The 13913-nt window shown below is 70.8% G+C and carries 17 protein-coding genes; 9 read left to right on the forward strand and 8 right to left on the reverse strand.

Translation table 11 applies throughout. The features are described 5' to 3' along the window. The first annotated feature begins 9 nt into the window (after positions 1-9). Positions 10-966, forward strand: a complete 957-nt coding sequence (locus STVA_RS02020) for a D-2-hydroxyacid dehydrogenase family protein (protein ID WP_123695573.1) — start codon at positions 10-12, stop codon at positions 964-966. Between the two features lie 24 nt (positions 967-990). Continuing rightward, positions 991-1758, forward strand: a complete 768-nt coding sequence (locus STVA_RS02025) for a methyltransferase domain-containing protein (RefSeq protein ID WP_123695575.1) — start codon at positions 991-993, stop codon at positions 1756-1758. Between the two features lie 25 nt (positions 1759-1783). Here STVA_RS02025 and STVA_RS02030 read toward each other — a convergent pair whose 3' ends face one another. From STVA_RS02030 to STVA_RS02040, 3 genes are read right to left on the reverse strand one after another with little or no spacing between them, the layout of a single operon-like run. Then, positions 1784-2635 carry a class I SAM-dependent methyltransferase gene (locus tag STVA_RS02030; RefSeq protein ID WP_123695577.1) on the reverse strand — a complete coding sequence of 284 codons (852 nt, stop codon included), beginning with the start codon at positions 2633-2635 and terminating at the stop codon, positions 1784-1786. A gap of 35 nt (positions 2636-2670) precedes the next feature. Continuing rightward, complete coding sequence (locus tag STVA_RS02035; protein WP_123695579.1) at positions 2671-3405, reverse strand: nitroreductase; 735 nt, start codon at positions 3403-3405, stop codon at positions 2671-2673. A gap of 17 nt (positions 3406-3422) precedes the next feature. Then, entirely contained in the window at positions 3423-4259 is an 837-nt protein-coding gene (locus tag STVA_RS02040; protein WP_123695581.1) for a hypothetical protein, read from the reverse strand. A 59-nt stretch (positions 4260-4318) separates the two neighbouring features. On the opposite strand from STVA_RS02040, the gene STVA_RS02045 reads away from it, so the two are divergent. After that, complete coding sequence (locus STVA_RS02045; RefSeq protein WP_123695583.1) at positions 4319-5089, forward strand: enoyl-CoA hydratase-related protein; 771 nt, start codon at positions 4319-4321, stop codon at positions 5087-5089. Positions 5090-5093: 4 nt separating this feature from the next. On the opposite strand, the gene STVA_RS02050 is transcribed toward STVA_RS02045, so the two are convergent. The 4 genes from STVA_RS02050 to STVA_RS02065 all read right to left on the reverse strand — a co-directional run bounded on the left by STVA_RS02050 (position 5094) and on the right by STVA_RS02065 (position 8655). Beyond that, positions 5094-6428 (reverse strand): tetratricopeptide repeat protein, encoded by a 1335-nt coding sequence (locus STVA_RS02050; protein WP_123695585.1) that lies wholly within the window; start codon positions 6426-6428, stop codon positions 5094-5096. A 30-nt stretch (positions 6429-6458) separates the two neighbouring features. Then, complete coding sequence (locus STVA_RS02055; protein WP_123695587.1) at positions 6459-7265, reverse strand: SDR family NAD(P)-dependent oxidoreductase; 807 nt, start codon at positions 7263-7265, stop codon at positions 6459-6461. Between the two features lie 13 nt (positions 7266-7278). Continuing rightward, positions 7279-8328, reverse strand: a complete 1050-nt coding sequence (locus STVA_RS02060; RefSeq protein ID WP_123695637.1) for a COX15/CtaA family protein — start codon at positions 8326-8328, stop codon at positions 7279-7281. A gap of 63 nt (positions 8329-8391) precedes the next feature. Beyond that, positions 8392-8655, reverse strand: coding sequence for an usg protein (locus tag STVA_RS02065; RefSeq protein ID WP_123695589.1), 264 nt, complete (start codon positions 8653-8655; stop codon positions 8392-8394). A gap of 270 nt (positions 8656-8925) precedes the next feature. Here STVA_RS02065 and groES point away from each other — a divergent pair, with 270 nt between their 5' ends. The 5 genes from groES (at position 8926) to STVA_RS02090 (ending at position 12880) form a co-directional block, all read left to right on the forward strand. Next, the gene (gene groES / locus STVA_RS02070) at positions 8926-9243 is read left to right on the forward strand and encodes a co-chaperone GroES (protein WP_123695591.1); all 318 of its coding nucleotides are present in this window, start codon (positions 8926-8928) and stop codon (positions 9241-9243) included. Positions 9244-9280: 37 nt separating this feature from the next. Then, the gene (groL, locus tag STVA_RS02075; protein ID WP_123695593.1) at positions 9281-10924 is read left to right on the forward strand and encodes a chaperonin GroEL; all 1644 of its coding nucleotides are present in this window, start codon (positions 9281-9283) and stop codon (positions 10922-10924) included. 182 nt (positions 10925-11106) lie between these two features. After that, a complete protein-coding gene (locus tag STVA_RS02080; RefSeq protein ID WP_197735768.1) occupies positions 11107-11577 on the forward strand; it encodes a MarR family winged helix-turn-helix transcriptional regulator in 471 nt (156 codons plus the stop codon). Continuing rightward, positions 11574-11867: a DUF1330 domain-containing protein gene (locus STVA_RS27500; protein ID WP_170216754.1), complete on the forward strand. Its 294-nt coding sequence runs from the start codon at positions 11574-11576 to the stop codon at positions 11865-11867. The genes STVA_RS02080 and STVA_RS27500 overlap by 4 nt, the downstream gene beginning before the upstream one ends. A gap of 149 nt (positions 11868-12016) precedes the next feature. Further along, the gene (locus STVA_RS02090) at positions 12017-12880 is read left to right on the forward strand and encodes a branched-chain amino acid aminotransferase (protein ID WP_123695597.1); all 864 of its coding nucleotides are present in this window, start codon (positions 12017-12019) and stop codon (positions 12878-12880) included. A 37-nt stretch (positions 12881-12917) separates the two neighbouring features. Here the strand turns inward: STVA_RS02090 and STVA_RS02095 are convergent, their stop codons facing one another. After that, complete coding sequence (locus STVA_RS02095; RefSeq protein ID WP_123695599.1) at positions 12918-13613, reverse strand: HAD family hydrolase; 696 nt, start codon at positions 13611-13613, stop codon at positions 12918-12920. Between the two features lie 17 nt (positions 13614-13630). On the opposite strand from STVA_RS02095, the gene STVA_RS02100 reads away from it, so the two are divergent. Continuing rightward, positions 13631-13912: a cupin domain-containing protein gene (locus tag STVA_RS02100; RefSeq protein WP_123695601.1), complete on the forward strand. Its 282-nt coding sequence runs from the start codon at positions 13631-13633 to the stop codon at positions 13910-13912. Position 13913 lies beyond the last annotated feature (1 nt).

The raw sequence follows: 13913 nt of genomic DNA on the forward strand, positions 1-13913 counted from the left end.
GGAAACGCCATGACCCTCCGCATCGCCGTGCTCGACGACTATCAGCGTGTCGCCCTCCAGTTCGCCGACTGGTCCCAGGCCGGCGCCGATGCCGAAATCGTCGCCTTTGACGACAACCTGGCCGACGAGGGGGCAGTGGCCGCCCGCCTGGCCGATTTCGACGTCGTCTGCATCATGCGCGAGCGGACACCCTTCCGCCGCGCGCTGGTCGAGCGGCTGCCGCGCCTGAAGCTGCTGGTGACGACCGGCATGCGCAACGCGGCCGTGGACTTGGCGGCACTCGCCGAGCGTGGCGTGACGGTGTGCGGCACGGGCGCGCCCGGCGGTCCCACCGCGGAGCTGACCTGGGGGCTGATCCTGGCCCTCATGCGCCAGATCCCGCGCGAGGACCGGGCGATGCGGGCCGGCCGCTGGCAGGAGACGATCGGCCAGGAGACGGCGGGCCGCACGCTGGGCGTGCTGGGGCTGGGCCGGCTCGGCGCCAAGGTGGCGAAGATCGGCCAGGCCTTCGACATGAACGTCATCGCCTGGAGCCCCAACCTGACGGCAGAGCGCGCCGCCGAGGCCGGCGTGCGCCTGGTATCGAAGGAAGCCCTCTTCGCCGAGGCGGACGTGGTGACGATCCATGTCGTGCTGTCGCCGCGCTCGCGCGGTCTGGTCGGCGCCGACGACCTGGCGCGGATGAAGCCCACCGCCTATCTGGTCAACACCGCGCGCGGCCCGATCGTCGACGAGGCGGCCCTGATCGACGCGCTGCGGCAGGGCCGCATCGCCGGCGCCGGCATCGACGTCTATGGGGTGGAGCCGATCCCGGCCGACCATCCGCTGCTGGCGCTGGACAACACGGTGCTGACGCCGCACCTCGGCTACGTCACCGAGGGCACCTACGGCCAAGTCTATCCCGAGACGGTGGAGGCGATCGCGGCCTGGCGCGCCGGCAAGCCGATCCGGGTCCTCACCGCCTGACCCGCGCGCCGGCGGGGGGCGGCCGTGGAAATCCTGCACGCGCCGGCAGAGATCGCGGCCGCCCTCGACCGCAGCCCCTTCGTGCCCTTCCGGCACGCGGGCATCTGCCCGGTATGCAGCCACCGCGTCGTGTTCGCCGTGAAGGACGCGTGGCTGCGCGAGTCCTACGCCTGCGAGCGCTGTGCCTCGATCCCGCGCGAGCGCGCGCTGGCGGTCGTCTTCCGCGAGTTGGTGGACCCGGCGGCCGAACTCGTCATCCATGAGAGTTCCCCCAGCCATCGCGGCTTCAGCCGCTGGCTGCGGTGGCGCTACCCGGGCATGATCCGCTCGCATTTCTGGCCCGCGCAGCCGCCGGGCGCCACGGTCCGGGGCTTCCGCAACGAGGACCTGGCGGCACTGACCTTCGCGGACGCCTCGATCGACGTGCACGTGACCCAGGACGTGCTGGAGCACGTCTTCGACCTGGAGCAGGTCTGCCGCGAGATCCATCGCACGCTGAAGCCGGGCGGCATGCACCTCTTCACCACGCCGCTGGTAAACCGCGACCAGCCGACCGTGCGCCGCGCGATGATGGAGGGCGGGGTGGTGCGCCATCTGGTCGAGCCGCCGGCTTTCCACGGCAACCCGATCAGCCGGGACGGCAGCCTGGTGACCTATGATTTCGGCTTCGACATCGTCGAGCGGATCGCCGCGGCCGCACCTTTGCGCTCGCGCATCTGGACCTTCGACGATCCCGCCCACGGCCTGCGCGCCGAGTATATCGAGGTCGTCTCCTCGATCAGGGTGGCCTGACTTTCTAGGCAGAGTGACCGCTGGATCAGGCGCGGCGCAGGACCAGGATCGTCTGGTAGGGGTCGTTCAGCGCGACGTCGACGGCCAGCACCTGCCAGCCAGGCCAGTGGCGCTGGATGTAGGCGGGCGAGATGGAGGTGTCACCATAGTCGGCCGTCTCGGGCCCGTGGGGCACAAAGGCGAAGCCGTGGCGGTCATGGGCGTCGAGCAGTGCCGCCCGGTTGGGCCGGCCCGGATCGATCGTCCAATAGGCGCGCGGGCGGACGGTGACGGCGACGATCCCGCCCGGCGCCAGGTGGCGCGCCCAGAGGTCGAGCGTGTGCCGGTGGGCCGCCTCCGAGAGGTGGGTCAGCACCGAGAAGGCGTAGATCAGGTCGTACGGGCCGGCGAACGGCAGGCGGTCCGCCCGCTCGGGGATCTGCGCGAGATGGCCCTTCACCCCAAGGTCGCGGGCCAGCGCCAGGATCTCGGGCGAGATGTCGACGCCGTGCAGCGCCGTCACCGGCACGAAGCGGCTCAGCAGGCGGAGGTGCCGGCCCCAGCCGCAGCCGAAATCGAGAATGCGGGCGTCGGCGAAGCGCCCCCGGCCATGCCGCCGGTAGGCCCGCATCATCGCCTCGACGAAGCCGAGGCTCTGCTGCAACAGGCGCGCGCCGGAGGCGCCGACCCAGGCGGCCTGCAACGCGTCGGGCGGCATCCGCGGCAGGAAGGCGGCAAGGTTGGGGAATTCCGCCGGCACGTCGAGCGACAGCACGCCCCAGATCGACAGGGGCAATGGCGCGAAGAGGGCGGGCCGGTCGGCGGCCGCCGTCTCCGGCAGCCGCCGGTCGATCCGGCGAAGAGCCGGCTGGAAATACTCGTCGAGCAGGAAGTGCATGGCGCTGTTCCAGCACGCCGCCGGGTGTGGCCTCGCTACTCGACGAAGCGGGCGAAGGCCGACACCGGCTCGCGCTCGGTCTCCAGCCGGTTGACGATGGCGTCGGGGTCGGCATGGCCGAGCGCGATGCCGCAGACCACCATTTCCTGGTCCGGGATCGGCAGGTGACGCCGCAGCACCTTGTGGAAGTTGGCGAAGGCCGCCTGGGCGCAGGTCTCCAGCCCGAGGCCGCGGGCGGCCGTCATCAGGTTGGAAAGGAAGATGCCGAGGTCGACCCAGGAGCCCTGCTCCAGGTCGCGCTCGATGGTCAGGATGATGCCGACGGGCGCGTCGAAGAAGAGGTAGTTGCGGCCGCGCTGGGCATGCATCTCCGCCTTGTCGGCGCGGCCGATGCCGAGGATGCCGTAAAGGCCCCAGCCGACCTTGCGCCGCCGCGCCAGGTAGGGGTCGCGCCAGTTCACCATGTAATATTCGTACTCGCGGACATGGTCGGCCTCCTCGTGGTTGTGGGCGTGCAGCACGTCGGCGGTCAGCCGGTCGCGCGCCGCCCCGGTCACGACATAGACCTTCCAGGGCTGGGTGTTGGAGCCGCTGGCCGCCCGGCTGGCGACCGCCAGGATGCGCTCGATCGTCTCGCGGTCGACCGGCGTCGGCAGGAACGCGCGCACCGACGTGCGCCCGGCGATGGCGTCCAGCACGGGGTTGCCGCGGGCGTGATGATCCAGGATCTCCTGTCGCGAGACGGGAGGCGGGGCGGCGGAATCGGGCATGGGGAAACTCCTGGCGGTCAGGCCGGCATCAGTCGGCGCAGCAGGGCGGCGATCGGCACCATGCGGGCGATCGGATGGCGGGTGAATTCCTCGATGCCGCGGCGGGCGGCGGCGCGGGCCGCCGGGTCGAGCGGCCGGTCGGGCGGTGTCAGGTCGGCCGCGATGCGCCGCGCGCCGTCGCGGGCCAGCAGGCCCGCCGCCTCGATCGCCTGGGCCAGCCGGCCGTCGGCGGCCAGTGGCGCCAGTTGCACCAGCGACAGGCCGAGATATGCCGGCCAATGCGACAGGTGGCGGTACATGCTGGCGACGATGCGTTCGTCCGGCCGCCGGCCGAGCGCGTCCAGGCGGGCCACCAGGTTGGCGGCGTCGGGCGTCATCTCGGACCGGGCAAGCAGGCGCGGCATCGGGCCGTCGATGGCGGGGATGCGCGCGCGCCCGCCGGATTCGGCGGCCGGAACCCGGCCCTCCAGCCGCAGCGACAGGGCCGTCAGGGCGATCAGCGCCATGGCGTTGGTCTGGTCGTAGGAATCGAGCACGCGGCGGATATGCGCCCGGTCGTCGGGGCCGATGCCGATGGCGTCGAAGACGACCGCGGGCGGCGCCGGCACGGCCGGCAGCGGCAGGGCGCGGCGCAATGCAGCCGCCTGGAACGGAACCGACCCCTCGCGATAGGCCGGCCGCACGGCGGCCCAGCACCAGGGCAGGGCGCCCGGAATGGTCGCCAGGTGGCGCCATACGAGGTTGACCACGGCCACGCCGAAGGTGGCGCGGATGTCGGCGAAGATCTCGGCGATCTCGCCTTCGGCCGCGGATTCCGGAACGGCCGGCACCGGATCGCCCGCGGCTGTGGTCATGGTTCCTCCGATCACCCGCGCACTCTAGGCTGAACTTCCGAGGATGGGGAGCCGAGAGCATGACGATTCGGATCGAGAATCTGGCCGCCGGCGGCGGCGTGGTGGCCCGCGTGACGATCGACCGGCCGCGCCGCGCCAACGCGCTGGATTCGGCGACGCTGGAGGCGCTGGCCGCGGGATTCGAGCGGCTGGCGGCCGATCCGGCCTTGCGCGTGGCCGTGCTGATGTCGGCCGGCAACGGTGCCTTCTCCGGCGGGGCCGACGTGGGCGAGATGGCGGGCCTGGATGCCGACCGCGCCGGGCCCTTCATCGGCCGCATCCACCGCGTCTGTCAGGCGATCGCCCGGTTGCCGGTGCCGGTCGTGGCGCGCATCCAGGGGGCGTGCCTGGGCGGCGCCATGGAGATCGCGGCCGCCTGCGACCTGCGCGTGGCCTCGACGGATGCCCGCTTCGCCATGCCGGAGGTGCTGATCGGCATCCCGTCGGTGGTGGAGGCGGCGCTGCTGCCACGCCTCGTCGGCTGGGGGGCGGCGGCCGACCTGGTCCTGACCGGTGCTGCGATCGACGGCGCTGAGGCCCACCGGCTGGGCTTCATCCAGCGGCTGGCCCCGCCGGACGGGCTCGATGACGCGCTGGCCCGGGTGGTCGATGCCATCGCCGGCGCCGGCCCGGCCGCCATCCGCCAGCAGAAGCGGCTGATGCGGGCCTGGCAGGAACTGCCGCTGGCGGCTGCCATCGACGCCGGTGCGGCTATGTTCGTCGAGAGCTGGCAGGGCGACGAGCCGCGCCGGATGATGGCGGCCGCGCTGAAGCCGCGTGGCGCCGGCTGAGCCTTCAGGCCGCGGCCTGCCTCTCGTGCGCGCGAGCGGCCAGTAGCTGGGTCAATGGGCTGGTCGGGCGGAGGTCGGCGCGCTCGCCCACCAGGGCGGCTGCGGTGGCCTCATCGCCCGCGCGGATCGCCGCCTCGATCAGGGTCAGGTCGATCAGGTCGCGCTGGGCATGGCTGCCGCCGAAGCGATTGGCCTGGTGCCGGATCGGCCGCAGCAGCCGCAGCGCCGCGCGATGATCGCCGGCCGCGAACGCCGCCAGGCCGCCCGTGATCGAACGCCCGACCTCGGCCGTGATGCGGGCATGATCGCCTGGCCCCCGCATCGCGTCGTCCTGGGTTGCCAGCACGGCCTCGATCAGGTCGTGGCGACCGGCCCCGGCGAAGGCCATCACCGCATGGGCATCGTTGAAGGCCGACAGGCCCGATCGCGCGATGGGTGCCCACTGGTCGGCCAGCGGCTGCCAGCGGTCGCCGACATCGACGCCGCGCAGCATCAGCCGCCACAGCAGGGCGGATGCGTCGATCATGTCGAACACCACCGGCGACACGCCGCCGCGGATCTGGCCCGGATCGTCGTGGATCGCCAGGACGGTCTCGATCTCGCCCAGTTCCAGGTGATACAGCGCCAGGTGCCACCAGTTGTGGACGGAAAGGAAGCTGTCCTCCGACCAGTCGGCGACGCGCTCGCGCATGAAGCGGATGCCGTCGGCCGGCCGGCACTCCATCTCGATGACGTGGGCGACCGCATGGTTGGCCCAGGTGTCGCGCGGCTCCAGCTCCAGGGCCTGCCGCCCGGCGGCCTCGGCGCGGGCATAAAGGCCCATCTCCTCCAGCCCGAAGGCATGCATGCCGAGCACGGCATGGCGGCCGGGCGTTCCCGGCTGCCAGGCCGGCAGGGCGCGGGCGATGCGGTCGCGCAGCATCCGCGAATCGCCGAGCAGGAAGTCGGTCAGCTGGCCGGCCTGGAGGGCGAGCAGGTCCAGCGGCCAGGCGATCGACACATCCTCCAGCACGCGCGCCGCCTGGGCGAGGTTGCCGTCGAGAAGCTGCCGCACGGCCTCCAGGTGTCCGCGCTCACGGTCGTCGGCCGGGGCGGCGCTGGCCGCTTCCAGGCTCTCGCGCGCCGGGGCGAGGCCGGTCGGCTCGGCGCCCAGCAGGAACATGTAGGCGCGCATGGCGTGGGCCAGGACGAAATCGGGCCGGCTGGCGATGGCCGCGTCGATCGTGCCGACCGGGTCGCCGATGTAGCACGAGAACTGGTGCTGGGCCGTGGCATAGGCGTCGGCTGCCCCGGCATCGGCGCCGGACATGGCCAGTCCGCGCACATCTTTCTGGATCATGGTGCTGGTTCCTTCGTCGGCGTGCGAACGTCAGCCGCCGCTGACGGTGAGCGACAGGCCGCCGTCGATCACCAGTTCGGTGCCCGTGATATAGCGCGCTTCGTCCGAGGCCAGGAAGACGACCGCATGGGCCACGTCCCAGCCGTCGCCCATGGTGCCCATCGGCACCTGGGCGTCGCGCTGCGCCCGCAGGTCCTCGAAGGGCATGTCGGGGAAGGCGCGGGCGACCGTCAGGCGGATGCGCGGGGTGTCCATCAGGCCGGGCACGATGGTGACCGCGCGGATGCCCTCTGCTGCGTACTGGGCGGCGATCATGCGGGTGAAGTGGGTCGCGGCCGCCTTGGTGACGCTGTAGGCCAGGTGCGGAAAGCCGACATAGCGCCAGCCGGCGATCGAGGAGGTGGTGAGGAACACGCCCGATCGGCGCTCGCGCATCCCGGGCAGGAACGCCTTGGCCGCGATCAGCAGCGCCGTGACATTGGTGCGGTGGACGCGATCCCAGTCCTCGATCGCGGTGTCGAGTGGGCCGCCGACCTTGCCGATGCCGACATTGTTGTGGACGACGTCGACCCGACCGAAGCGGGCCATGGCCAATTCCGCCAGGGCTTCGACCGAGCCCGCGTCGGCGACGTCGACGGTGGCGGCCAGCGCCTCGCCGCCCTCCTCGGTCACCAGCCGTGCGGTCTCGGCGGCGGCGGCCGCGTCGATGTCGGCGGCGACCACCCGCGCCCCGGCCCTGGCGCAGGCGACCGCGGTCGCCTTGCCGATGCCCCAGCCGGCGGCGATCGAGCCTGCGCCCGTGATAACGACGACCTTGCCTGCCAGCCTGCCGCTCATATCCGTGCCCTGCTCATATCCGTGCTTTGCCCGCTGCCGGCTCGCCCGTTCGCCGCACAGCGTGGGCGAGGCAGACGAGCAGCGTCAACAGGGTGACGGCACCGGCCTGGTGGGCGGCGCCCAGTGCCACGGGCACGTGCAGCAGCAGGGTGGCGACGCCCAGCGCGAACTGCACCGCCACCATGGCCCCGCAGGCGAGCGCCAGCCGGCCGACCGACGGGGGCGCGGTCCAGGCCAGCCGGACTGCCATGGCCAGGACGGCCGCCGCCGTCAGGCTGGCCAGGACCCGGTGGTGGAACTGGACGGCGGCGGCGTTCTCGAACGGGTCGACCCACCAGGGCGTCATGCTGCCATAGAGTTCGGGGACCCAGCGCCCCTCCATCAGCGGGAAGGTGTTGTAGGTCATGCCGGCATCGAGGCCGGCGACGAAGCCGCCCGACAGGATCGTCAGGAAAGCGAGCACGGCCAGGGCCGGTGCCGAGCGCCGGCCGGGGCGGTCCGCGGCTGGCCGGTCGCCGCGCCACAGCGAGAGCCCGAGCCAAAGAAGATAGACATAGATGACGAGCGCCAAGCCCAGATGCGCGACCAGCCGGTACTGGCTGACCGACGGCCGGTCGACCAGCCCGCTCGCCACCATGGCCCAGCCGACCGCGCCTTGCAGGCCGCCCAATGCCAGGGCCGCCCACAGATGCGGGCGGTAGGGGCGGGGGATGGCGCCACGCCACAGGAACCAGGCGAACGGCACGGCATAGGCCAGCCCGATCAGCCGGCCCCACAGGCGGTGGATGTACTCCCACCAGAAGATCTGCTGGAACTGGTCCAGCGTCATGCCGCGATTGACGAGCTGGTACTGCGGCGACTGCCGGTACTTGTCGAACTCGGCCATCCAGGCGGCCTCGCCGATCGGCGGCAGGGCGCCCGTCACCGGCCGCCAGTCGACGATCGACAGACCGGATTCGGTCAGCCGGGTGATGCCGCCGATCACCGTCATCAGGAAGATGAGGGCGGCGACCAGGAAGAGCCACCGGGCGACGGCGCGCCGGGCCGAAGGGGCTGCGATCATGCGGCCGGAATAGGCCCGCCGGCCGCCCGCCGGCAAGCGGCAGGCGACCGGATGCCGCAGCCGCTAATGCAGCGTGACGCAGAACCCCGCCACGCGCACCTCGGCCGGGCGGATCAGGTTCAGGCTGGCGACCTTGACCGAATGCAGCTTGCCATCCAGCCGGCGCTGCCAGAAGTCGAGGAAGCGCGCCAGTTCGGGGAACTGCGGCGCCCGGTCCAGGTCCTGCCAGACGTAGGTCTGCAGCAGGCCCGGATGATCGGGCATGTGGTAGAGGATCTCGGCGGTGGTCAGCCGGTAGTCGGCGAGCTGCTTCACGAACTGCGTCATCGGTTTCGACCCTGGTCCGCGTGGAGGGGGCTCCACCATGGAGCCTGCCTGGACGAAAACCCCGCCGCAACAGAAATGTTCCGTATAATCAATATGTTAGCAGCATGGTCGGGTGAGTGCTGCCGATTTTCCGGGGGCATCCTGGCGGCGGCGGCCTTGACACGCTTCCGGCCCTCCACTATGTGCCCTGGCACTCGAGGGGTGAGAGTGCTAGCAAGCGCTCGGCCACCGCGAGCCACGTTCCTTATCGAACCTATCGGAGGGGTTCCCATGAAATTCCGGCCGCTGCACGACCGGGTCGTTGTCCGTCGCCTCGAAGGCGAGGAGAAGACCAAGGGCGGGATCATCATTCCCGACACCGCCAAGGAAAAGCCGCAGGAAGGCGAAGTCGTCGCCGTCGGCGCCGGCGCGCGCAACGAGCAGGGCCAGTTGGTCGCGCTCGACGTGAAGGCGGGCGACCGCGTTCTGTTCGGCAAGTGGTCGGGCACCGAAGTCAAGATCGACGGCGAAGAGCTGCTGATCATGAAGGAGTCGGACATCATGGGCGTCGTCGAAGGCACCCAGAAGTCGGGCAAGAAGGCCGCCTGAGGCGCCACCCCGACCACCATTCAGGGAGACAGATTACATGGCAGCCAAAGAAGTTAAGTTCTCGAGCGACGCGCGCGACCGGATGCTGCGCGGCGTCGACATCCTCGCCAACGCGGTCAAGGTGACGCTAGGTCCGAAGGGCCGCAACGTCGTCCTCGACAAGGCGTTCGGCGCGCCGCGGATCACCAAGGACGGCGTCACCGTCGCCAAGGAGATCGAGCTGGCCGACAAGTTCGAGAACATGGGCGCGCAGATGGTGCGCGAAGTGGCCTCGAAGACCAACGACGTGGCCGGCGACGGCACGACGACGGCGACCGTGCTGGCCCAGGCCATCGTGCGCGAGGGCTGCAAGGCCGTTGCCGCCGGCATGAACCCGATGGATCTGAAGCGCGGCATCGACCTGGCGGTCGAGGCGGTCGTCGCCGACGTGAAGAAGCGGTCCAAGAAGATCTCGACCACCGACGAAGTGGCCCAGGTCGGCACCATCTCCGCCAACGGCGAGCGCGACATCGGCGCCATGATCGCCAAGGCGATGCAGAAGGTCGGCAACGAGGGCGTGATCACGGTCGAGGAGGCCAAGAGCCTCGAGACCGAGCTCGACGTCGTCGAGGGCATGCAGTTCGACCGCGGCTACATCTCGCCGTACTTCGTCACCAACGCCGACAAGATGACGACCGAGCTCGAGGCGCCCTACATCCTTCTCTTCGAGAAGAAGCTGTCGGGTCTGCAGGCGATGCTGCCGGTGCTCGAGGCGGTGGTGCAGTCGGGCAAGCCGCTGCTGATCGTGGCCGAGGACGTCGAGGGCGAGGCCCTGGCCACGCTCGTCGTCAACAAGCTGCGCGGCGGCCTGAAGGTCGCGGCCGTGAAGGCGCCGGGCTTCGGTGATCGCCGCAAGGCGATGCTGGAGGACATGGCGATCCTGACCGGCGGCACGCTGATCTCCGAAGACCTCGGGATCAAGCTCGAGACCGTCACCGTCGACATGCTGGGCAAGGCCAAGCGCGTTCTCATCAACAAGGAGAACACGACGATCATCGACGGCGCCGGCAAGAAGAAGGACATCGAGGCCCGCTGCCAGCAGATCCGCTCGCAGGTCGAGGAGACCACCTCGGACTACGACCGTGAGAAGCTGCAGGAGCGTCTGGCGAAGCTGGCTGGCGGCGTTGCCGTCATCCGCGTCGGCGGCGCGACCGAGGTCGAGGTGAAGGAGCGCAAGGATCGCGTCGACGACGCGATGCACGCGACCCGCGCGGCGGTCGAGGAAGGCATCGTTGCCGGCGGCGGCACGGCTCTCCTGTACGCCACGAAGGCGCTGGGCTCGCTGAAGCCTGCCAACGACGACCAGAAGGTCGGCATCGACATCGTCCGCCGCGCGCTGCAGGCGCCGGTGCGGCAGATCGCCGAGAACGCCGGCTATGACGGCGCGGTGGTTGCCGGCAAGCTGCTGGAGCAGAAGGATCCGAACTTCGGCTTCGACGCCCAGACGGGCGAGTATCGCGACCTGGTGAAGGCCGGCATCATCGACCCGACCAAGGTCGTGCGTACCGCGCTGCAGGATGCGGCCTCGGTTGCCGGTCTGCTCGTGACGACGGAGGCGATGGTCGCCGAGCGTCCCGAGAAGAAGGCCCCCCCGATGCCGGGCGGTGGCGGCATGGGCGGCATGGGCGACATGGATTTCTGATCCGGTCATCCAGCACCTGTTCGGGAAGGGGCCGCGGGAAACCGCGGCCCTTTTCTCATTTTGGGCACGCCCAAGATTGAGCGCCGGGGTGTCATCGGTTAGCCTTGCTGCCCCAATCATTCCCTGGCGACAGCAAAGCGGGAGCGCCGGTGGCGAAACACGAAGAGCCATCCGAAGACGACTTGGCGGATGCTGGCGGCGCCGGCTTCGTGCTGTGGCAGGTCAGCAATCTGTGGCAGCGCAACATGCGCCGGGCGTTGTCGCCGTTCGGCCTGACGCATGTGCAGTTCGGCCTGCTGGCGGGGCTGGCGGCGATGGAGCGCGATTGCGGTGGCGTGGTGACCCAGGTCGACCTGGCCGCCTTCTGCCATGTCGACCCGATGATGACCTCGCAGGTGCTGCGCACGCTGGAGGCGGCCGGATATGTCGCCCGCGCGCCGCACCCGACCGACACGCGCGCCAAATGCCCGACGCTGACGGCATCCGGCGCTGCCATACTGGCGCGCGCCGCACCGGAGGTCGCACTCTCCGAGCGCGCCTTCTTCGCCATGGCCGGCAAGAAGAGCGAGCGACTGGTGCGCAGCCTGCGCAAGCTGCGCCGGCGTGCCGAGGCGGCGATGAATCGCCAGGTCCAGGAGGAGAACGGAAAATGAAGGGCTATGTGATCGCCAGCGTCGAGGTCCAGGACCCCGCGCTCTACGAGACCTATCGCGCCCAGGTGCTGGCGACGATCGAGAAGCATGGCGGCCGCTTCCTCGTCCGCGGCGGCCAGACCGAGCAGAAGGAAGGCGCCTGGACGCCCGGCCGCATCGTCGTGCTGGAGTTCCCGTCGCTGGCGGCTGCCCGCACCTGGTACGACTCGCCGGACTACCAACCGCTGGCGGCCCTGCGCGGGCGCGCCTCGCGCACCGATATCCTGCTGCTGGCCGAAGGGGCGCCCTGAACTCTGACCTGACCATGCCCCTGGCCTGGGGCCGAGGCCGGCGTCCGGCGCAGAGCAGCCCTGCAACGCGTGGGGTTTTATCTGGGCCGGCCAGCGGCTAGACAGGCGCCTTCGTCGTCCGGAACGGACGCGCATTCTGGGAGGAATGAATGGCAGCCTGGACCTATTTCGAAGGCGAGTGGCACGAGGGCAACCCCAAGATCATGGGGCCGCTGACGCAGGCCGCATGGCTGTGCTGCACCGTCTTCGACGGGGCGCGCGCCTTCGAGGGGCGGGCGCCGGACCTTGGCCTGCATTGCCAGCGCGTCGTGCGCTCGGCCCGTACGCTCGGCATGAAGCCGATGCTGGCCCCGCCCGAGATCGAGGCCCTGGCCCGCCAGGGCATCGCCCGCTTCGGCGAGACGGCCGAGCTCTACATCCGGCCGATGTTCTGGGCCGAGAATGGCGGCGTCGAGCCCGATCCGGACAGCACGCAGTTCGCGCTGGCCGTCTACGAGTCGCCGATGCCCAAGCCGACCGGCTTCAGCGCCGCCCTGTCGCGCTTCCGCCGCCCGTCGCCCGAGATCGCGCCGACCGACGCCAAGGCCGGCTGCCTCTACCCCAACAGCGCGCGCGCCCAGGCCGAGGTCCGCGCCCGCGGCTTCGATGCCGCGGTCATGCTCGACATGCATGGCAACGTGGCCGAGTTCGCCTCGTCCAACCTCTTCATCGCCCGCGAGGGCGAGGTCCACACCCCGGTCGTCAACGGCACCTTCCTGGCCGGCATCACGCGGGCCCGGGTGATCGACCTGCTGCGCGGCGCCGGCGTCACCGTGCATGAGCGCACCATCACCTATCCCGAGGTGATGACGGCCGACGAGGTGTTCTCGACCGGCAACTACGCCAAGGTCGTGCCCGTCACCCGGATCGAGGACCGCCAGCTCCAGCCGGGCCCGTTCTATCGCCAGGCCCGCGAGCTCTACTGGGACTTCACCCACGAGGACGCCAGCCCCGCCCTGCGCGCGGCAAGCTGAGCCAGGCGGGCGTCCCTCGGGGGGCGCCCCGCCGATATCAGCGGGCGAGTGCCGTCACCGCCGACAGCCGGTCGATGATGGTGTCGGCGCCGGCCGCCAGCAGGCGATCGGCATGGTCGGCGCGGCAATGGCTGCCGCCGATGAAGCCGATCGCGCGCATGCCGGCCGCCACCGCCGCGGTCACGCCGGCCGGGCTGTCCTCGACCACTAGGCAGGCGGCCGGGTCGACCCCCATGCGGGCGGCGGCATGCAGGAACAGGTCGGGTGCCGGCTTGCCCCGGGCGACCTCGGTCGCGCTGAAGATATGGGGCTGGAACAGGTCGTGGAGGCCGGTCAGGCCCAGCGTGTGGCGCAGCCGCTCATGGTCGCTGCTGGAGGCGATGCAGACCGGCAGGCCCAGGCCGGCAATGGTCTCGGCCGCACCCGCCATCCCCTTCAGGTCGGCCGTGAAGCGTGCGAACAGCCGCTCCCGCTCGGTCGTCTGCAGGGCCGCCGGCAGGGTGCCGAAGCGCGCCTCCAGCTCGGCCCGGATATCGCGCGCGCTGCGGCCGACGAACTGCAGGTATTCGTCGAGCGTGATGGCCAGGCCGAACTCGCCCAGCGTCTCGGCGGCGGTGCGGCAGGCCAGCACCTCGCTGTCGATCAGCACCCCGTCGCAATCGAAGATGACAAGGCCGACCGGCCCGGCTTGGCGATGGCGCGGGGCGGAGGCTTGGGGCAGAGTGCTGTCCATCAACGGAGGATTCCTTCATGACCGAAGCGGCCAAGGCCACGGTGTTCGTCGACAACGACAAGGTGCGGGTTACGGAATGGCGCTTCGCGCCGGGCGCCGCCACCGGCTGGCACCGGCACGAGTACAACTATGTCGTCGTGCCGATCACCGACGGCACGCTGCTGCTGCGCACGCCCGACGGCGACCGCGAGGCGCCCTTGAAGCTGGGCGTGCCCTACTATCGCGACGTTGGCGTCGAGCATGACGTGATCAATGGCGGCACGGCCGAGCTGGCCTTCATCGAGATCGAGATGAAGTGAA

It is taken from the genome of Stella humosa (assembly GCF_006738645.1).
In the GTDB taxonomy this organism is placed as follows: Bacteria; Pseudomonadota; Alphaproteobacteria; order ATCC43930; family Allostellaceae; genus Allostella; species Allostella humosa.